This window comes from Streptomyces sp. NPDC003943 (genome assembly GCF_053605265.1).
Genome location: NZ_JBSGIW010000011.1, coordinates 12,626 through 31,332, shown reverse-complemented (window position 1 = coordinate 31,332; position 18,707 = coordinate 12,626). Strand labels below are relative to the sequence as shown.

At 74.8% G+C, this 18,707-nt stretch carries 13 protein-coding genes and 1 pseudogene; 9 read left to right on the top strand and 5 right to left on the bottom strand.

The window, feature by feature from the left end:
• Nucleotides 1-39 precede the first annotated feature (39 nt).
• The 5 genes from ACWEV0_RS07090 to ACWEV0_RS07070 are packed head-to-tail and all read left to right on the top strand — an operon-like array spanning nucleotide 40 to nucleotide 7,187.
• Nucleotides 40-1,197 (top strand): acyl-CoA dehydrogenase family protein, encoded by a 1,158-nt coding sequence (locus tag ACWEV0_RS07090; protein WP_453147198.1) that lies wholly within the window; start codon nucleotides 40-42, stop codon nucleotides 1,195-1,197.
• A complete protein-coding gene (locus tag ACWEV0_RS07085) occupies nucleotides 1,197-3,008 on the top strand; it encodes a thiamine pyrophosphate-binding protein (RefSeq protein WP_453147196.1) in 1,812 nt (603 codons plus the stop codon). Before ACWEV0_RS07090 ends, ACWEV0_RS07085 begins: the two co-directional genes overlap by 1 nt.
• On the top strand, nucleotides 3,005-4,198 hold the full coding sequence (locus tag ACWEV0_RS07080; RefSeq protein WP_453147194.1) for a Glu/Leu/Phe/Val dehydrogenase dimerization domain-containing protein: 1,194 nt from the start codon (nucleotides 3,005-3,007) through the stop codon (nucleotides 4,196-4,198). Before ACWEV0_RS07085 ends, ACWEV0_RS07080 begins: the two co-directional genes overlap by 4 nt.
• A complete protein-coding gene (locus tag ACWEV0_RS07075; RefSeq protein ID WP_453147192.1) occupies nucleotides 4,195-6,387 on the top strand; it encodes an acetate--CoA ligase family protein in 2,193 nt (730 codons plus the stop codon). The genes ACWEV0_RS07080 and ACWEV0_RS07075 overlap by 4 nt, the downstream gene beginning before the upstream one ends.
• Nucleotides 6,384-7,187 carry a glucose 1-dehydrogenase gene (locus tag ACWEV0_RS07070; RefSeq protein WP_453147190.1) on the top strand — a complete coding sequence of 268 codons (804 nt, stop codon included), beginning with the start codon at nucleotides 6,384-6,386 and terminating at the stop codon, nucleotides 7,185-7,187. The genes ACWEV0_RS07075 and ACWEV0_RS07070 overlap by 4 nt, the downstream gene beginning before the upstream one ends.
• 314 nt (nucleotides 7,188-7,501) lie before the next feature.
• On the opposite strand, the gene ACWEV0_RS07065 is transcribed toward ACWEV0_RS07070, so the two are convergent.
• Nucleotides 7,502-9,079 carry an APC family permease gene (locus ACWEV0_RS07065; protein ID WP_453147188.1) on the bottom strand — a complete coding sequence of 526 codons (1,578 nt, stop codon included), beginning with the start codon at nucleotides 9,077-9,079 and terminating at the stop codon, nucleotides 7,502-7,504.
• 243 nt (nucleotides 9,080-9,322) lie between these two features.
• Here ACWEV0_RS07065 and ACWEV0_RS07060 point away from each other — a divergent pair, with 243 nt between their 5' ends.
• From ACWEV0_RS07060 to ACWEV0_RS07045, 4 genes are read left to right on the top strand one after another with little or no spacing between them, the layout of a single operon-like run.
• Complete coding sequence (locus tag ACWEV0_RS07060) at nucleotides 9,323-9,943, top strand: TetR/AcrR family transcriptional regulator (protein WP_453147186.1); 621 nt, start codon at nucleotides 9,323-9,325, stop codon at nucleotides 9,941-9,943.
• 54 nt (nucleotides 9,944-9,997) lie between these two features.
• Nucleotides 9,998-11,398: a flavin monoamine oxidase family protein gene (locus ACWEV0_RS07055; protein ID WP_453147184.1), complete on the top strand. Its 1,401-nt coding sequence runs from the start codon at nucleotides 9,998-10,000 to the stop codon at nucleotides 11,396-11,398.
• A gap of 14 nt (nucleotides 11,399-11,412) precedes the next feature.
• Nucleotides 11,413-12,384, top strand: coding sequence for a TetR family transcriptional regulator C-terminal domain-containing protein (locus ACWEV0_RS07050; protein WP_453147182.1), 972 nt, complete (start codon nucleotides 11,413-11,415; stop codon nucleotides 12,382-12,384).
• A gap of 14 nt (nucleotides 12,385-12,398) precedes the next feature.
• Nucleotides 12,399-13,025, top strand: coding sequence for a hypothetical protein (locus tag ACWEV0_RS07045; protein WP_453147181.1), 627 nt, complete (start codon nucleotides 12,399-12,401; stop codon nucleotides 13,023-13,025).
• Nucleotides 13,026-13,172: 147 nt separating this feature from the next.
• On the opposite strand, the gene ACWEV0_RS07040 is transcribed toward ACWEV0_RS07045, so the two are convergent.
• The 4 genes and pseudogenes from ACWEV0_RS07040 to ACWEV0_RS07025 form a co-directional block, all read right to left on the bottom strand.
• Nucleotides 13,173-14,468, bottom strand: coding sequence for an MFS transporter (locus tag ACWEV0_RS07040; RefSeq protein WP_453147179.1), 1,296 nt, complete (start codon nucleotides 14,466-14,468; stop codon nucleotides 13,173-13,175).
• Nucleotides 14,465-16,282 (bottom strand): condensation domain-containing protein, encoded by a 1,818-nt coding sequence (locus ACWEV0_RS07035; protein WP_453147320.1) that lies wholly within the window; start codon nucleotides 16,280-16,282, stop codon nucleotides 14,465-14,467. Before ACWEV0_RS07035 ends, ACWEV0_RS07040 begins: the two co-directional genes overlap by 4 nt.
• Nucleotides 16,268-17,551 (bottom strand): annotated as a pseudogene (locus ACWEV0_RS07030) (DUF6271 family protein); the annotation flags it as partial. The pseudogene ACWEV0_RS07030 and the gene ACWEV0_RS07035, both read right to left, overlap by 15 nt.
• Complete coding sequence (locus ACWEV0_RS07025) at nucleotides 17,533-18,597, bottom strand: phytanoyl-CoA dioxygenase family protein (RefSeq protein ID WP_453147177.1); 1,065 nt, start codon at nucleotides 18,595-18,597, stop codon at nucleotides 17,533-17,535. The pseudogene ACWEV0_RS07030 and the gene ACWEV0_RS07025, both read right to left, overlap by 19 nt.
• Nucleotides 18,598-18,707 lie beyond the last annotated feature (110 nt).

Genomic DNA, 18,707 nt, shown 5'->3' with positions numbered 1-18,707 from the left:
TTCAGTCAGTAGAGGCGCTCATCCCCGCATGGAGGCACCATGTCCGACCTCCCCACCGAGCTGGTTCCGTTCACCCCCGAACAGCGGGGCATCGTCGAGCTCACCCGGACCTTCGCGCGCGAGGAGATCCGCCCGCGGGCGCGCGCCGTGGACGAGGCCGACGTCGAGACGCCGTGGGACCTGTGGCAGAAGGCGGCCAAGGTCGGGATCACCGGCTTCATGCTGCCGGAGGAGTACGGGGGCGGCGGGTTCACCGACGTGTTCACGCAGTGCCTGGTGCAGGAGGAGCTGTGCGTCGGCGACCTCGGCATCGGGAACCTGCTCTGCTCCAACGGCTTCTTCGCCGACCCGCTCCTCGAACTCGGCACCGAGGAGCAGAAGCGCACCTGGCTCACCCCGCTGACCGGCGCCGACACGCCGATGACCGCGCTCGCCACCACCGAGCCCGGGGCCGGCTCCGACGCCGCGTCCATCGTCACCACCGCGACCCGCGCCGACGGCGGCTATCTGCTCAACGGCCAGAAGGCGTGGATCTCCAACGCCGGCGAGGCCGAGCTGTACGTCGTCTTCGCCAAGACCGACCCCGCGCAGCGCTCGCGGGGCGTGACCGCCTTCCTGCTGCGCAAGGACACGCCCGGCGTCGCCTTCGGCGAGCCGATGCGGAAGATGGGGCAGCGCGCCATCGTCTGCCGGGAGATCTTCTTCGCCGACGCCTTCGTGCCCGAGGAGAACCGGCTCGGCGCCGAGGGCCAGGGCTTCGCCGGCCTGATGCGGACCTTCGACATCTCGCGCACCGTGCTCGGCGCCGCCGCGACCGGCGTGGCCCGGGCCGCCTACGAGTACGCCCGTGACTACGCCCGCACCCGGCAGCAGTTCGGCAAGCCGATCATCGAGCACCAGGCGGTCGCCTTCCGGCTCGCCGACATGCGCACCCGCATCGAGCAGGCCCGGCTGATGACCTGGCGCGCCGCCAAGCGCCTCGACGCGGGCCTGGCCGCCACGACCGAGGCCGCCATGGCCAAGCTGACGGCCTCGGAGACCGCCGCGTACTGCACCTGGGCGGCGGTCCAGACGCTCGGCGGCTGGGGCTACTCGCGCGAGTACCCGGTCGAGCAGTGGATGCGGGACGCCAAGCTGGAGGAGATCGAGGAGGGCACCTCGGACATCATGCGGCTCGTCATCTCCCGGGGGCTGTGATGGCCCCTCTCGACGGCGCGAGCCTCACCGGCGGGGAGGCGCTCGTCCGCGCGCTCGCCGCGCACGGGGTGACCGACGCCTTCGGCATCCCCGGCACCCACAACCTGGAGGTCTACCGCCACCTCCGGACCTACGGCATACGGCATGTGACGCCACGTCACGAACAGGGCGCGGGATACGCGGCCGACGGCTATGCCCGCGCGTCCGGGCGGCCCGGCGTCGCGATCACCACCACCGGACCCGCGCTCCTCAACATCGCGGCCGCCGTCGGCCAGGCCCACTCCGACAGCGTGCCGCTGCTCGTCGTCTCCCCCGGCATGCCGCTGCGCCACCCCCGCCAGTCCACCGGGCTGCTGCACGAGATGCGCAGCCAGACCGAGGCGCTGCGCGGTGTCGCCGCCTTCAGCCACCGGGTGTCGTCGGTCGACGAGATCGGCGCGGCGGTCGCCCGGGCCTTCACCCTCTTCCGTACGGGGCGGCCGCGGCCCGCGCACATCGAGGTGCCGCTGGATCTCCTGGAGGCCGTGGAGCCCGCCGGCCCGGTCCGGCTCGCGCCGCCCGCCGGCCCGTCGCGCCCGGACCCGGCCGCACTGGAGGCGGCGGCCGCCGCCCTGCGCACCGCCCGGCGGCCCGCGCTGGTCCTCGGCGGCGGGGCGCGGACGGCGGGCCCGGAGTGCCGGACGCTCGCCGAGACCCTCGGCGCGCCCGTGGTCACGACGGCCAACGGCAAGGGCGTCGTCGACGAGCGGCACCCGCTGTCGCTCGGCGTCTCGCTGCACAGTCCGGCCGTGCAGAAGTGGCTCGCGGACCGGGACGTCGTCCTCGCCGTCGGCACCGAGCTGGCCGAGTCCGACATCTGGAGCCCGCTGCCCGTCCTGGCCGGCGCGCTGCTGCGGGTCGACATCGACCCGGCACAGATGTACGCGGGCCTGCCGGCGGACGTGCCCCTGGTGGGCGACGCGCGGGCGGTGCTCGGCGCGCTGCTCGCCGAGCTGCGGCCGCGCGGGGCGGACGAGAGGGGCGCGGCGGGCGAGACGAGCGTGGCGGGCGGGACGGGCGTGTTCGCGGACGTCGTGAGGGACGTCGCGGCCTCGGACGCGAGGGCATCAGCCGCGGCGACCCCGGCGCCCCCTCGCGGGGCAGCCCCGGACACGGCCGCGCCGGACGCGACGATCTCGGACACGGCAACCCCGGAGGCGGCGGGCTCGGACGGCCCGGATGCGGCCGGTGAGGTCGCCCGGCTCCGCGGCACCCGCGACGACGAGACCCGCGGCCGGGACGCGCGGTGGCTGCCGTATCTGCGGGCGATGCGCCGCGTCCTGGCGGAGGACGCGGTCGTCACCTCCGACAGCGCCCAGTGCTGCTACTACGGAGCACTCCCCCATCTGCCGCTCGGCCCGGAGGCCCGCTACCTCCACCCGACCGGATTCGGCACGCTCGGCTACGCGCTGCCCGCCGCGATCGGTGCCAAGACCGCGTACCCCGGGCGGCAGGTCGTCGCGCTCAGCGGCGACGGCGGTCTGCAGTTCTCCGTGCAGGAGCTCGCGACCGCCGCGCAACTGGGCCTGCCGCTGCCGGTCGTGGTCTTCGACAACGGCGGCTACGGCGAGATCCGCGAGGAGATGACGGCACGCGGCGACCGGCCCACGGCCGTCGACCTGCCGGCCGTGGACCTGCCGGCGCTCGCCCGCGCGTACGGCGGCCAGGGCACCGCGGTCCGCTCGCCGGACGAGCTCGCCGAGGCCCTCGCCCGGGCCCTCGCCACCCCCGGCCCCACCATCGTCACCGTTCCCGAGGAGTCACCCCGATGACGACACCCACCCCCAACTCCCCTCTCATCTCCCTCACCTGGACGGACCACGTCACCGGTCGCCACGGCTTCCTCGTCGTCGACCGGCTGGTGCGCGGGGTGTCCAGCGGCGGGCTGCGGATGCGCGCGGGCTGCACGCTCGACGAGGTAGCCGGTCTGGCCCGAGGCATGACGATGAAGGAGGCCCTGCACTACGACCCGGCGGGCCGCTACATCCCGCTGGGCGGCGCCAAGGGCGGCATCGACTGCGATCCGCGCGACCCCGCGGCGTACGGCGTGCTGGTCCGCTATCTGCGCGCGATGCGCCCGCACATCGAGCGTTTCTGGACCACCGGCGAGGACCTCGGCCTCACCCAGGACCTGGTCGACCGGGCCGCCGCCGAGGCGGGGCTGGTCTCCTCGATCCAGGCGGTCTATCCGCTGCTCGACGACGAGGTCGCGGCCCGGCGCCGGCTCGCCGACGCGTTCGCGGTGGACGTCGACGGCATCGGGCTCGACGAGCTGGCGGGCGGCTGCGGGGTCGCCGAGTCGGTGCTGACCGCGCTCGACCGGGCCGGGGTGCCGCACGCGGGGACGCGGGTGGCGGTGCAGGGCTTCGGGACGATGGGCGGGGCGACCGCCCGCTTCCTGGCGCGGGCCGGGCTCAGGGTCGTGGCGGTCGCCGACGTGAAGGGGACGATCGCGCATCCGGACGGCCTGGACGTGGAGGCGCTCCTGGCCGCGCGGGACGCGTACGGGACGGTGGACCGTACGGCCCTGCGGGCGGGCGACCACGAGCTGCCGGGCGACGCCTGGCTGTCGGCGGACGCCGAGGTGCTCGTCCCGGCGGCCGTCTCGTACGCGATCGACTCCGCCAACCAGGCGCGGATCAAGGCCCGTTGGGTCGTCGAGGCGGCCAACATGCCGGTCCTGCCGGACGCGGAGGAGCTGCTGGCCGCGCGCGGCATCGGTGTGCTGCCGGACGTCGTCGTCAACTCGGCCACCAACGCCTGGTGGTGGTGGACCCTCTTCGGTGACATCGAGGCCGACGCCGAGCAGGCGTTCGCCCACATCAGGCGCTCTATGCGCGCGCTCGTCGAGCAGGTCCTGGAGCGGGCCGAGCGCGAGGGGACCACGCCACGGGCCGCCGCGCACGGTCTCGTCGCGGACCGGCTGCCGGTGATCGCCGAGCGCTTCGGCTGGTACGCGTGAGAGCGGCGGCGGACCACCCGAGCACCCCGGATGCCCTGGGCGCCGCGGATTCCCTGGGCACGCCGGATCCCCTAGGAACGTCGGATTCCCTGGGAGCGCTGGATTCCCCGGGTGCACCGGATCTCCTGGGCGCGCTCTTCGACCCGCGCTCGGTCGCTGTCGTCGGGGCCTCCGCGAACCCGGCCAAGTGGGGGTACTGGCTGGCGTCCGGCGCGCTCGCCGGACGGGCCCGGCGCTCGGTCCATCTGGTCAACCGGCGGGGCGGCGGCCTGGACGGCGTGCCGTTCCTGCCGGACCTCGGGGCGCTGCCGACGGCGCCCGAGCACATCGTGGTCGCGGTGCCGCCGCGGCAGGTGCGGTCGGTGGTCGTCGACGGGCTCGCGGCCGGGGCGCGCTGCTTCACGGTGATCACCTCCGGCGGCAGCGGCGCCGCGGAGGAGCGGGAGCTGGCGGCGCTCGTCACCGCGCGGGGCGGGCGGCTGCTCGGCCCCAACTGCATGGGTGTCGTCGACACGACGAGCGAACTCCGGCTCAGCTGGGGCGACTTCCCGGCCGGTTCGGTGGGTCTGGTGTCGCAGAGCGGCAATCTCGCCCTGGAGATCGGCCGGCTGCTCGGCCGCGCCGGGCAGGGCTTCTCGCGCTTCGTGTCGCTCGGCAACCAGCGTGACATCGACGCGGCCGACGCGCTCGCCTCGCTCGTCGCGCACGACGCGACCCGGGTGCTCGCCGCGTACGTGGAGGACTTCCGCGACGGGCGCCGCCTGGCCCGTACGCTGGCCGCCGCCCGCGCGGCCGGCAAGCCCGTCCTGCTCCTCACCCTGGGCCGCAGCGAAGCCTCCGGCCGCGCCGCCGCCTCGCACACGGGCGCGCTGGTGAGCGCGCGGGCGGTGGTGGAGGCGGTGTGCCGGGACGCGGGAGCGCTGCTCGTCGAGTCGGCGGGTGAACTCGTGGACGCGGCCCTGCTGCTGTCGTCCGAGGGCGCCCGCCTCCGGGCCGCGCGCCCGTGGCGGGTCGCGGTCGTCGGTGACAGCGGCGGGCAGGGCGCCCTCGCGGCCGACGCTCTCGTCGCCCGGGGCCTGGACGTGCCGGTGCTCGGCGAGGCGACGCGGACCGCCGTCGGGGCACGGCTGCCCGGGCGGGCCGGCTGCGGGAATCCCGTCGACCTCGCCGGGGCCGGCGAGGCGGATCTCCACAACTACGCCCGGATCGCGCGGGCGTTGCTCGACGGCGGGGACACGGATGTCACGCTGCTCACCGGCTACTTCGGCGACTACGCCACCGCCAACCCCGATCAGGCCGAGCAGGAGTGCGCGGTCGCCAGGGAGCTGGCGGACGCGGGGCGGACGTCGGGACGCCTGCTGGTGGTGCACACGATGGCGCGGGACACCCCGGCGCTGCGGGTGCTGCGCGAGGAGGGCGTGGCCGTCTACGAGCGAATCGAGCAGGCGGCGACGGCGCTCGCCCACGTGGCCCGGCTCGGACGGACCGTCCCGGAGGCGCCGCCGAGCCTGCCGACGGCCCGGACAGCCGCCGCGCCCATCCCGTCCGTCACGCCCGTCTCCGACGGTGGTTACGAGTCGACGCGCATGCTGCTCTCCTCGTACGGACTCGCCTTCCCCGCCGCCGGGTTCGTCTCCACCGCGGACGAGGCGGCCGAGGTGGCCCGGGACCGGACGGGCTACCCGCTGGCCCTCAAGGCGATGGGCCTCGCCCACAAGACCGAGGCGGGCGGGGTCGCCCTGGGCATCGCCGACGAGGCCGGACTGCGGGCCGCGTTCGCGCGGATGCGGGCCGCCACCGGTGCGACCCGTTACGCGGTGGAGGCGATGGCCGTCCATCCGCACGCGGTCGAGCTGATCGCCGGCGTGCGCCACGACCCGGCGTTCGGGCCCGTCGCCATGGTCGGCATCGGCGGGGTGACCGCCGAGCTGCTCGCCGACACCGCGCTCGCCCTCGCGCCGCTGACCCCGGCCCGCGCCCGCGCGCTGCTGCTCTCGCTGCGCCACGCGCCGCTGCTCACCGGCTGGCGCGGGGCGCCCGCCGTCGACCTGGACGCCGCGGCGGACGCCCTGTGCGCGCTGGCGCGGGCCGCGGTCGAGCATCCCGAGTTCTCCGAGCTCGAGGTCAATCCCCTGCTGGTCCACCCGGGCGGCGCGGTCGCCCTCGACGCCCATGGAGTGCTGTCATGACCGGTCCCGACACGACCCGCTTCGACGGGCGGACGTTCATCGTGACCGGCGGCGGCAGCGGCATCGGCCGGGCCGTCGCGCTCGCCCTGACCGGGGCGGGCGCCCGCGTCGCCGTCGCCGGCCGCACCCCGGAACGCCTCGACGAGACCGTCGCGCTCGCCGCGAAGGCCGGCGGCGAGGCCCTCGCGGTCCCGACGGACGTGCGGGACCCGGAGGCGGTGGACGCGCTGGTGGCCGCGGCGGTCGAACGGTTCGGCAGGGTCGACGGCCTGGTCAACAACGCGGCCGGCAACTTCGTCGTCCCCGGCATCGACCTCTCGCCGAACGGCTGGCGCGCGGTCGTCGACATCGTCCTCAACGGCTCGTACTACTGCACCCGCGCCGTCGCCCGCCGGCTGCGCGAGCAGGGCACGGGCGGCTCGATCCTCTCCGTCATCGCCAGCTACGCCTGGCACGGTCACCCCGGCACCGTCCACTCGGCCGCCGCGAAGGCCGGCGTCCTGGCCATGACCCGCACCCTCGCGGTCGAGCTCGCCCCGCTCGGCATCCGCCTCAACTGCATCGCCCCCGGGCCCACCGAGACGGCGGGCGCCGGCGCCGCCCTCTGGGCCACCCCCGAGGCCCGCGAAGAGGTCCTCGCCACGGTCCCGGCGGGCCGCTTCGCCGACCCGGCGGAGATCGCGGACGCGTCCCTGTTCCTCCTCGGCGACCGGGCCTCGTACCTGACGGGCGAGTGCCTGACGGTGGACGGCGGGCAGTGGCTGGGCAAGCAGGTCTACGGACGAGGGGCGGCCGGCTAGGGCCTGTCCGGCGGAGAAGGGGCGGCCCCGGACGGGGCCGCCCCTTCGGGCTCTCCGCGGGTCGCAGGAGGAGGTCCGGGTCGGGAACAGCACGGTGCAGGAGTCACGCCCCGGCTCCGCCGGAAGCCGGTAGTCCTTCGACATCGCGTACGGCCCCGTCGCCCCGGACCCCTTCCTCTCGGAGCCGACCGTGCTCGTCGACGAGTGCGGGCCCGTGCCTGAGGGAACGTCTCGCCCGCCGCGCGCCGCGGCCGGGGGGCACCGGGTGGTCCCGGTGTCCCCCGGCCGTCCTGCCGGCGCGGCGATGCCCGGCGTCAGGTCTTCGTACGCCGGGTCTTCGCGCCCAGGGCGTAGAACGCGAGGCCGATCGCCGCGATGATCAGGAGCGGCACGACCTGACTCAGCGTGTAGGCGGCGCGCTCGCCCGCGAAGGCCGCCGGGAGGGAGTCGGCCGGTGAGCCGTCGGTGCCGAACCAGCCGACGCCGAAGCCGGGCCAGACGAGGACGACGACGGTGAAGGCGACGAGGCCGGTGGCGAGGGCAGTGACCGTCCAGAGGCCGGGGCGGCCGCCGGGGACGGCGTACGGGCGCGGGGTGTCGGGGTACTTGCGGCGCAGCGCGATCAGGCTGGGGAAGGTGATGACGTAGGAGATGAAGGTGGTGCTGATTGTCAGGCCGAGGCCCGCCGCGAAGTACTTCTCGCCGTCGCCCCCGGTGAGGTTGAGCGCGACCACGAGGAGGATCGAGGCGAGGACGGCCGACAGCAGGTTGACCCGAACCGGGGTGCCGTGCCTCTCGGAGATCTGGCCGAGCCAGGCGGGTCCGGCGCCGTCGGCGCAGGCCACGGCCTGGGCACGGTGGGCACCCATGGCCCAGGTGACGCCGGAGGTGAGCAGGCCGATGATCAGGCCGGCGGCGGCGATGCCGCCGAAGACGGCGCCCGCGCCGGTGAGGGTCACCGTGCCGTCGGCGGCGATGGAGCCTCCGTAGACGGTGAAGACGGCCTTGCACGCGTCGATGAAGCCGCCGAGGCTGCCGATCCGGTCCGCGGGCAGCACGAACATGATGCCGAGGATCGGGCCGCCGTAGAGCAGCAGGGACGCGAGGCCGGAGCGGAGGATCGCGAGCGGGATGTCGCGGCGCGGGTTGCGCATCTCCTCGGCGGCGGAGCTGGGCAGCTCGAAGCCGACGTAGTTGAAGATGAGGACGGGGACGAGGGCGACGAAGCCGGCGTAGGTGGGCGTGAACTCGGCGGCGGGCAGGGCGTGCAGGCCGTTGCGGACGGCGTAGACGACGACCGAGACGAGGAAGAAGCCGAGGAGCACGATCCGGGCGACGGCGCCCGCGATGGGCACCCACTTGCCGACCCGGACCGACTGCACGACGGCGAGCGCGCCGCCCCAGATGAAGACGAGCCCGGCCGCGTACTTCCACAGGCCGGGCAGCGGGGTGAAGAACTCCTCCCAGGTGGTGAGGGCGATGATGCAGAGGCTGCCGCCCACCCAGACCGGGTTGGAGACCCAGTAGAGGATCTGGTTGAGCCCGGCGGTGAGCCGGCCGAAGGCGAGCCGGGTCCACACGTACGGGCCGCCCTGGACGGGGAAGGCGGAGCCGAGCTCGGCGACGAGGAGTCCGTACGGGAGGAAGAAGAGCACGGCGAGGATCGCCATCCAGGTCAGGCCCTGCGGGCCCTGCGCGGCGACCGAGCCGATCGTGTCGAGTCCGACGAGCGTGCAGATGAGGAACAGCAGGACGTCGAAGCGGCGCAGCTCCTTGCGGAGCCTGCCGCGCTGTTCGTCCCAGCCCTCGGAGAGGTCGGGGGAGCCGTCGGGGGCTCCGGCGGCGGGCCTGGGCTCGTCTGCTCGGCCGGCGGAAACGGGTGCTTGGGTCACGGGCGGACTCCTACGGCGGTACGGCGGCACGGGGAGGGGGTCGTACGGACGCTGCACGGGGACGCACCGACACGCGACCGAGCTGACTCAGGTGACTTGGGTGACTGAGCTGACTCGACTGACTCGACTGACTCGACTGACGAAGCTGATGGGACTGACTGAACAGCCAGTCAGTAGCGGATCGGTGGTCAGCACTGTGAGCCCGGCCACACGGCACTGTCAAGAGCTGTGTAGGGTGAAGCCGTGGCCAGAGTGCGGTTGAGCGTGGAGGAGCGGCGCGAGGAGATCCTGCGCGTCGCGGTGGAGCAGATCGAGGCCCGGGGCATCGGCAACGTGCGCATCGCGGACGTCGCCTCGGTCCTCGGCGTGAGCAGCTCCCTGGTGCTCTATCACTTCTCCACCAAGGAACTCCTCGTCTCCGCGGCCTTCGCGCACGCCGCCGAGGCCGACCTCGCCCACCTGCGGAAGATCCTGGGCAGACCGCGCCTGGGCGCCGCGCGCCGGCTGCGGTCCGCGGTGCGCTGGTACGCGCCGACCGGGCAGGCCAAGGGCTGGCGGCTGTGGATCGAGGGCTGGGCGGCCGCCCTGCGCGAACCCGAGCTGCGCAAGGTGACGCACGACCTCGACCGGCAGTGGAAGGCCGCGCTCGCCGAGGTCATCGCGGAGGGCGTGGCGGCCGGCGAGTTCGTCTGCGACAGCCCCGAGGACGCGGCCTGGCGGATCACGGCGCTGCTCGACGGCCTGGCCGTGCAGACCATCTCGTACAAGGGGCCGCTCGGGCGCGCCCGGATGCTGGAGTGGGTCGACGACGCGCTCGTACGCGAACTGGGCGTCGAGCGCGAGACGTTGACGTCGTCCCGGTGACCGGCTGCCGCAACCATTGACGCGTCCGTCAGTGTTGCCGCATCCTCTCGCCCCATGGAGAGACAGAGCACCTCGCATCTGATCGAATCCGAAGTCGTCGTCATCGGCGGCGGATACGCCGGGCTCGCCGCCGCGCTCCGACTGCACGACCACGCCGTCGACTTCACCCTCCTCGAGGCCGCCGACCGGGTCGGCGGACGGGTCCTCACCGAGACCCGGCCGGACGGCACGGTCATCGACCACGGCGGCCAGTGGGTCGGCCCCACTCAGACCCGGCTCACGGCACTCGCCGCCCGCTTCGCCTGCCCCACCTTCCGCACCTGGGAGAAGGGCAGCCACATCGAGGTCCGGCACGACGGCACCCGGGTGCCTTACACCGGCGCCGCACCCGACGACGGGCCCGGCATCGCCGGGTACGAGCGCGTCACGGCGCTCCTCGACACGCTCGCCCGGACCGTGGACACCGACCGGCCGTGGCGCACCGCCCGCTTCGCGGAGTGGGACGCGCAGTCCGCCGGGGCGTACGTCCGTTCCCGGACGGACGATCCCGACGCGCTGCGCCGCCTCGCCCTCGCCGTACAGGGCCTGTGGTGCGCCGAGCCCGACGAGATCTCCCTCTTCCACGTGCTGTTCTACATCGCCGCCGCCGGCGGCTTCGAGCAGCTCATGGAGACCCGCGACTGCGCCCAAGACAGCCGCTTCACCGGCGGCGCGGCCGCTCCCGCCCGGGCCGTGGCCGCCCTGCTCGGGGAGCGGATCCGTCTCGGCGAGCCGGTGCGGTCCCTCGCGTACGGCCCCGAGGGCGTCCGCGTCCGCACCGCGACCGCCGAACTCCGGGCCCGCCGCGCCGTCGTGGCCCTGCCCCCGCACGCCGTCCGCGCCCTCGACCTCACTCCCCCGCTGCCCCCGGCCCGCGCCGGCTGGCTCGCCCACAACCCGATGGGCCGCGTCGCCAAGGTCCACGCCGTGTACGACACACCGTTCTGGCGGGCGGACGGCCTGTCCGGCGTGGCCACGCTGTACGGCGACGGCCCCGTCGGCGTCGTCTTCGACAACTCCCCCGACGACGCGTCCCGCGGCGTCCTGGTCGGCTTCGTGTACGGCGACCGCGTGGACCGCTTCGGGGCCCTGGACGCCTCCGCCCGGCGAGACGCCGTCCTGGCCGGCTTCGTCTCCGTGGCCGGTCCGCGGGCCGCGCACCCCCGCGACTACACCGAGAAGATCTGGACGCAGGACCCCTTCGCCCGCGGCGGCTACGAGGCGTACGCCACCCCCGGCGGCTGGCGGCCCCACGCCGAGCACGGCTGGCGCGAGCCGACGGGCCCCCTGCACTGGGCGGGCACCGAGACCGCCTCCGCGTGGAACGGCTACATCGACGGCGCCCTGTCGTCGGGCTACCGGGCCGCGGACGAGGTCCTGGCGGCGCTGCGGTCGGACGCGGGCGGGGCCCCGTGACGCGGCGTCGCGGAGTGGGCGAAGCCGCACAACGCGAAGCCGCGGCGGCGGCGCGGGGTGGCGAGGCCGTCCCGGCGGGGCCGCTCGGCGTCGGCGCCCGGACCGGCCCGCTGCCGCGTGGCCGCGGCGCTCCCGCCTCCGACGACCGCCTCGCCGTCGCCGAGCGCGCCCGGCGCGTCGTACGGGCGGCGCCCGTCAGTCAGCGGGAGTTCGCCGGGCGCGTCGGGATGGCGGCCACCGCCCTGTCCAAGGCGCTGAACGGGAGCCGGCGGCTCACCGAGCACGAGCTGGCCGCCATCGCGCGCGTCGGCAAGGTGTCCGTACGGTATCTGCGCACCGGCCAGGGCCGCCCGCCCGGAACCGGGGCGGAGGCTCGGCGACGGGCCGACGCGATGGACCCGGAGGTGCGGCGGGCGCAGATCCTGGAGGTGACGGCGCGGCTGATCGCGCGGCGCGGGTTCCATCAGGTACGGGTCGCCGACATCGCCCGCGCCTGCGGGACGAGCACCGGCACCATCCACTACCACTTCCCGGCCAAGGGCGACGCCCTGCGCGCGGCCCTGTCGCACTGCGCCGAACGACTGCACCGGCGGCTGGACGCGGAGTTCCGGGGCGCCGGGGACGCGCGGGAGAAGCTGCGGCGGCTGATCGAGGTGCAGCTGATCACGGCCGACGAGGACCACGACGAGTGGTCGGTGTGGGTGCAGTCCTGGACCGAGGCGATCCTCGACCCCGCGCTCCGTGAAGGGCAGCGCGCCGTCTACGCCCGCTGGCGGCAGACCGTGCTCGACCTGGTGCGGGCCTGTCAGGCCGAGGGCGTGGGCGCGGACGCCGACGCGGAGGCGCTGACCAGCCGGTTCACCGGGCTGGTCGACGGACTGGCGATCCAGGTCCTGGCCGGTACGGCCGACATGCCGGCCGCGCGCATGCGCGACCTGCTGCTCGACGCCTTCGAACCTCACATCACCCTCCGCGCTCCCCGGTAGGAGATGCTGGTGTCATGAGCGAGGAAATCGAGGGCGCGGCCGAGGAGTTCGCGCGCCGAGTGGAGTGGTTACGGCAGCAGGTGTGGGCCGTCGCCGCCGCCGTCGCGCCCGGCGCCGTACCGCGCGTGGAGGAGCGGACCGACGACCGCTACACCGTGTACGGACACACGGGGAAGCGGTTCTCGCTGGTGCTGACGCTGGCCGGGCTGCCGTACGAGCCCGCGGCCACGACCGCCTCGGCGTGGGCGCCGACCGCCGGCGAGGTGTTCCGGGCGGCGGGCTGGCGCACCGAGGAGCGCGGAACCACCGGCGGACGGTCCCTGTTGACGGCGCGGTACGACGAGTTCGAGGCGGGCGTCGGCTCGGCCGGGACCGCGCTGCGGATCTCGGGGCAGACGCCGGTGGTGTGGATCCACTCGCGCTGGGTGCGCCCGCCCCGGGCGGCCACGGCCGGGACGCTGCCGCCGGGGTACCGGCTGTGCGGGATGTGCGAGGGCTGGGGCTCGTGCCGGGAGTGCGAGGGGCTTGGCTTCGTGGACGGGCGCCGGTGCGAGGAGTGCGGGCTCGGGATGGACTGCTGGGACTGCCGAGGGACGGGGCGGGAACCCGTACCGGAGGCGGATACGGACGCGGGAGCCTGACGGGGCGGGAGCCCGGGCCCGGACGCGGTCACGGGAGTCCGACGCGGCACAGTAGCTTGCGCCCTGCGGGAGGTGCTCCCGGTTCTCGCGGCGTACGGGCCGGCTCCTCGCGCCCCGCGCCGGCAACGGCGGCGTGCCCCGCGGGGCTCAGGCGGCCGCGCCCTCCGGAACCTCCTCTCGACCGGGCTTGGGCGCGCGGCCGAGGGCCCGGATGGCCGGGACGCCCAGCATCGCGCCGAGCAGGACGACGGACACAGCCGAGGAGAAGAGCAGCACCCGGTCGGCGCCGAAGGCCGCGGCGGCCGGGCCGGCGAGGGCGCGGCCGACGGGGATGACCATGATGGAGCCGGCGACGTCGTAGGCCGAGACGCGGCTCAGGACGGGCAGCGGGATGTAGGACTGGACGCTGGTCGCCCACATCACGCCCCAGAAGGCGAAGCCGCAGCCGGCCAGGACGCCGGTGACGACGGTGGCGGTGAAGTTCCAGCCGAGCGCGGGCGCGAGCGGGTTGAGCGCGAAGAAGAACATGGCACAGGCGCCCGCGACGAGCGGACGGCGCGGCCGGACCCGCATGCCGAGGAGGCCGCCGACGATGGTGCCGGCGCCGTCGGCGGAGGCGATCCAGCCGTAGCCGGAGGCGCCGTGCTGTTCGGTGAGCAGGGCCGCGCCGAGCGGCAGGGCCGGGCCGAACACGAGCAGGCCGTAGACGGCCCAGAGGGCGATGACGCTCCACAGCCAGGTGCGGGCGCGGAACTCGTGCCAGCCGGTGGCGAGCCGGCGCCAGATCGGGTCGTCGCTCTCGTCCCGTACGGTGGCGAGCCGGCGCAGTGGCGCCAGACCGAGCGCGCTGAGGGCGTAGGCGGCCGCGATCACCACGTACGAGCCGGACACCTGCCAGTACGCGACGAGGAAGCCGGCGAGGCCGGGGCCGACGAGGGCACTCATCGCCTCGGAGACGCGCAACAGGGCGTTGGCGCGCTGGATGTCCTCGGCGACCTGGGGGACGATGCTCGCCAGGCCGGGCTGGAACATGGCGGTGGCGGCGCCGCTGACCGCCATCAGCGCCATGATGTGCCACAGCTGCACGCGGGAGGAGCCGGTCCCCGCGCCCGCGTCGTACAGGAGCACGGCCATCGCGAGCATGGCGAGCATCCGCACCACGTCGGCGCCGACCATCATCACCTGCGGGGTGAAGCGGTCGGCGAGGACGCCGCCGAAGAGGACGAGCAGGACGATCGGCGCCATCCAGGCGGCGAGCGCGTAGCCGACTCCCCCGGCTCCGTAACCGGCGCCGAGGACGGCGGTCGTGAGGGAGACCATCAGCATGCCGTCGGCGAGGAGCGAGGTGCTGCGGGCGGTGAAGAACAGCCGGAAGCGGCCGGAGCTCCAGGGGCTGGGGAGCCGGTCCGGTGCCGGCGGTGGGGTGGCGTCGTCGGTCGTCATGTCGCATCGGCCGCTTCCCGGCCGGTCCCTTCCGTCAGTATCCGCTGAGTGAGCCATGCGTCGGTGCGGGCCGTCCCGGTCGCCGTCCCCGTCACCGTCCCGGTCGCCGTCGCCGTGTCCTCCGGCGGGTCGGCGACGATCACGTACCGCCGGGGGGCGAGGACGCCGGGCCGGCCCGGCAGCGCGGCCATCAGCGCGCTGTGGGCCCGGGCCGGGGTGAGCGGCCCGTCGCCGGCGGCGACGTACGCGACCAGCGTCCCGTCCGCGTCCACGCGGGCGTGGGCGGGCCGGCCGCCGAGGGCCCGGCTCAGGGTGTCGGCCACCGCGAGCGGGGAGACCCAACAGCCGTCCACCCGCGCCCAGTCGGCGCCGCGCTCGGCCGGCCGGACGCCGGTGATCCCGGTGAGCGTGCCGAGCGGTACGTCGCCTTCGGCGGCCGCCTCCAGGAGCCGCACGAGCCCGGTGGCGAGGTCCTCCGCCTGTTCGCGGGTGAAGAGGGCGGGGTCGGCCCAGGTGGCGAGGCGGAGCACGGGGTCCGTCTCGTGGACGAAGGTGAGCACGCGGCTGGGCAGGGGCTGGGCCGGGCCCCAGGTCAGTTCCAGGTCGGGCGCGGTGGTGTCCGGCGGCGCGGCGCCGGCGAGGGTCGCGGGCAGGGCGCTGATGTCGTTGAAGACGATGTCGCGGGCGAAGTGGCTGCCGCGCTCCCGGGTGACCCGGCCGATCATGTCCCAGAGGCGGAGCGCGTCGAACTGGCTGTGCCGGTACGCCTTGAGGGCCGCGCCCCACGCCTTGCGCAGCAGAGCGTCGAAGGACGGCGCCGCCCCGATGTCGAGGGAGAGCAGCGCGTCCTGGGAGAGCGGGGCGATCGTGCGGGCGAGGCGGGACTGGAAGCGGTTGGCGGTCGGCACGGCGGCGACACAGAGCGGCTGGCCGGCCCGGTGGGCGAGCAGCGCGCACCAGGCGGTGAGCAGCGCGGTGGACGGCAGGGCGCCGGTGCGCGCGGCGACCTCGGCGAGGGCTCGGGCGCCGCGCCGGGAGCGGAGGGTGAGGCAGGGCGCCTGGGTTTCGGTGCCGTGGGCGTCCGGTTCGGCGAACATCGCCTGGGGTCCGGTGCGCAGGATCCGCTCCCAGTGCGCCAGCGACGCCTCCGACTTGCGGAGTCCGGCCGGGCTCGTCTCCTCGGCGGCGAGACCGAGCGGGGTGAGGGCGGTCGGGTCGGGGAGCTTCTCGCCGGCGAGGAGCGCGAGCCATTCCTCGCGGAGGAGGGCGAGGGCGCTGCCGTCGGTCGCCGCGTGGCTGGCGGCGAGGGCGAGGTGCACGGGTGTGCCGGCCCGGCTGACGACGGTGACGCGGAGCGGGAAGTCGCGGTCGAGGTGGAAACGGGTGTCGCGGGCGGCGCGGGCCAGCGCCTCGGCGTACCGGGCGGAGTCCGGGGGCAGCTCGTCGTGGTCGAGGACGGTGACCGTGAACGCACCTTCGGACGCGACGACTTGTTCGTGCGGGGCGGCGCCGGGGGCGTGCGGGAAGGTGGTGCGCAGCGCCTCGTGGCGGTCGACGAGGGTGCGCAGGGCGTCGAGCGCGTCCTCGGTGTTCGTGCCGGCGGGGACGGGCCATACGTCGTGGATGTTGATCTGGCCGGGTTCGTCGCGGAGCATGCAGCGGATCATGTTGGCCTGGCCCATGGTGAGCGGACCGCGCCGCTCCGCGCCGCCGTGACCGTGGGCGAGGCCCCGGTGGTGGCCGTAGCCGTAGCCGAGCGTGACCGTGTCCGTGCGGGGGGCCTTCGGCGGGGTGCGGCGGGCGTGCGCGGTCAGGGCGGCCCAGGCGTCGACGAGCCGGGCGAAGTCCGTCATGTCGGCGCGCGCCTCGGCGAGGAGCCGGGCGCGCTGCGAGGCGAACAGGTCGGCGGCTTCGGCGTACCGGCCGCCGAGCGTCCGGTAGCAGCGGTCGAGGACGTCGAGCCGCCCGGTGTTGCCGGGCTCCGGGTCGAGGTCGGCGGCGTCTCGTGCGTACGTGGCGATGTCGGCGGCCCGGACGTGACCGCGCTCGTCGAGGAGCCGCTCGCCTGCCTCCGTCAGGCGTGCGTACACGTCCTCGAAGTGGGCTGTGGACAGCAGGTACTTGGCGAAGCGCCACTGGTAGGCGAGGAATCCGCTGTCCGAACGGCGCTCGGTCGTGTGGTAGTTGACGATGTGCCGGTTGTGCAGGACGCCGGGCAGCCGGGCGTCGTGGACGAGGTGGAGCAGGAAGTAGTCGCTGCCGATGGTGTCGGTGGCGGGCGGCAGCGGCACGCGTCCGTAGACCGCGCGGTCGAGTGCGATGTTGCACATGTCGACGCGGGTGGGGCTGACGTGGGTGAGGGTGGTGCGGTCGGTGCTGAAGGGGGCGGTGCCGGCGCCGCGGAAGGCCTCGTCGATCAGGTTGCGGCGCCAGATCTCCGGATAGCGGTCGGGCACGGACAGGCCGATGACCTCGCGGTAGACCGCGGGGTCGAGGCGCCGGATCTCCTCGACGTCCACGGACATCTCGCCGACGAAGGAGCCGCCGACCAGGACCACCGGGCGGTGCGCGGACGCGGGGTCGAGCCGGCTGCGGGTGACGAGCCCGGCGACGTCCTCGGCGGGCCGCCCGAGGGCGGTGAGTTCGTGGTGGATCGGGAAGACGGGACGGCCGTCCGCCTGCTGGTAGCGGCTGTCGGAGTCGCGGCGGTGCACGGAGGAACAGCCGAGGGCCTCGGCGAGGAGGAAGGCGCGGTTGGTGCAGGCGCCGTAGGACACCGCCGACGGCAGCATGAGGTCGAGGATCCGCTCCGGATCGGGGACGCCGGCGCCGTCGGTCACCTCGCGCAGGAAGAGGCGCTGTTCCGCCTCGTCGAGGTGGTGGACGACCACCCCGGGGGCCGGGGGCAGGGCCGCCACGGCCGCCCGGTGCCGGGTGCGCACGGGCGCGTCGGAGGAGTCCAGGATCAGCAGGTGCACCTCGACGCCGAAGTGCCGGGCGCCGTACGCCGCCTCCTCGGCGACGGCGGTGATCGTCTCCGTGCAGGCGCGGTGGGTGGGGAGGGTCAGGCAGACGCGGCGCACCCGGGCTCCTCGGTCCAGGAGGCGAGCCCGAGCAGGCGGGCGCCGAGGTCGGTGAGTTCGGCGGTGGGATACCGCTTGGACTCGTGCAGGACGGGGTCGCCGACCAGGGTGCGGTTCCAGCGCGGGGTGCGCAGATGGCGCCAGGACTCGACGCGGGAGCGGCGCAGCCGCTCGTGTTCTTCGAGGGCCGGCATCATCGACAGGTACTGCACGGCCCGCACCCCGCTCTCGGAGACGTTCCGGGCGACGCCGTGGGCGAGGAGGCCGTTCCAGATGAGCAGGTCGCCGGGGTGCAGCTCGGGCCGGACGACGGGCAGCTCCCGCCGGTCCAGGCCGGGCCGGAGCGGATCGCGGTCGGCGGGCTGGCGGGTCTTCCACTCCTCGAAGGTGCGGAAGAGCTCGGGGCAGCACTGGAACCCGCCGGTCTCCGGCCGGGTGTCGTTGAGCGCGATGATGCCCTGGACGCGCTGCGGCGGCACGCCGAGGGTGGTGTCGATGTCCCAGTGCAGCTCGATGTCGAAGCCGCGCTCGGTGGGTTCGATCAGGGCGCGGTCGCGGTTGCGCACGTTGGGCGGGTTGAGGTTGAGCCGGTCGAGGGTCACCCACAGCTCCTCGCAGTCCCACACGTCGACGAAGGCGTCGTAGACGCGCTGCGTCTGGCGGCTGTCCCAGAGCAGCTGGTGGTGGTACGCCTCGACGAAGCCGTAGACGTGCAGCTGCCGGTCGAGCTGGTTGCGGAACGGGCGGTCCTCGTACCAGCTCTCCGGCCGGTCCGGGTCGAGCCCCTGGAACTCCCAGGTGAAGTCGAGGAGTTCGCGTGCCGCGGTGGCGGGGATCGCCTCGCGGACGATGACGTGTCCGTACGTCTGCCAGTGGGCGAAGTCCTCCTCCGAGAGCACGCGCAGCGGCCGTGACTTGGTGAGCTCGCGCAGGGTGCTCTGGGCGAGGTAGGACTCGCCGTCCGCGCTGAAGTACGGGCGTTCCGATGCGGCGCGGTGGAGGTACGGGCGGGGGCGCGGGCGCGGGCCGGCTGCGGGCGTCGTCATCGGGTCCCTCCAAGCGGGTGACGCACTGATGTTCGCCAGAATTGGTGTAGACCATAGTTGCTGTCAAGTGACCCTCCGATATGCGGCGCGTCCATGCCAAGCCATCAAGA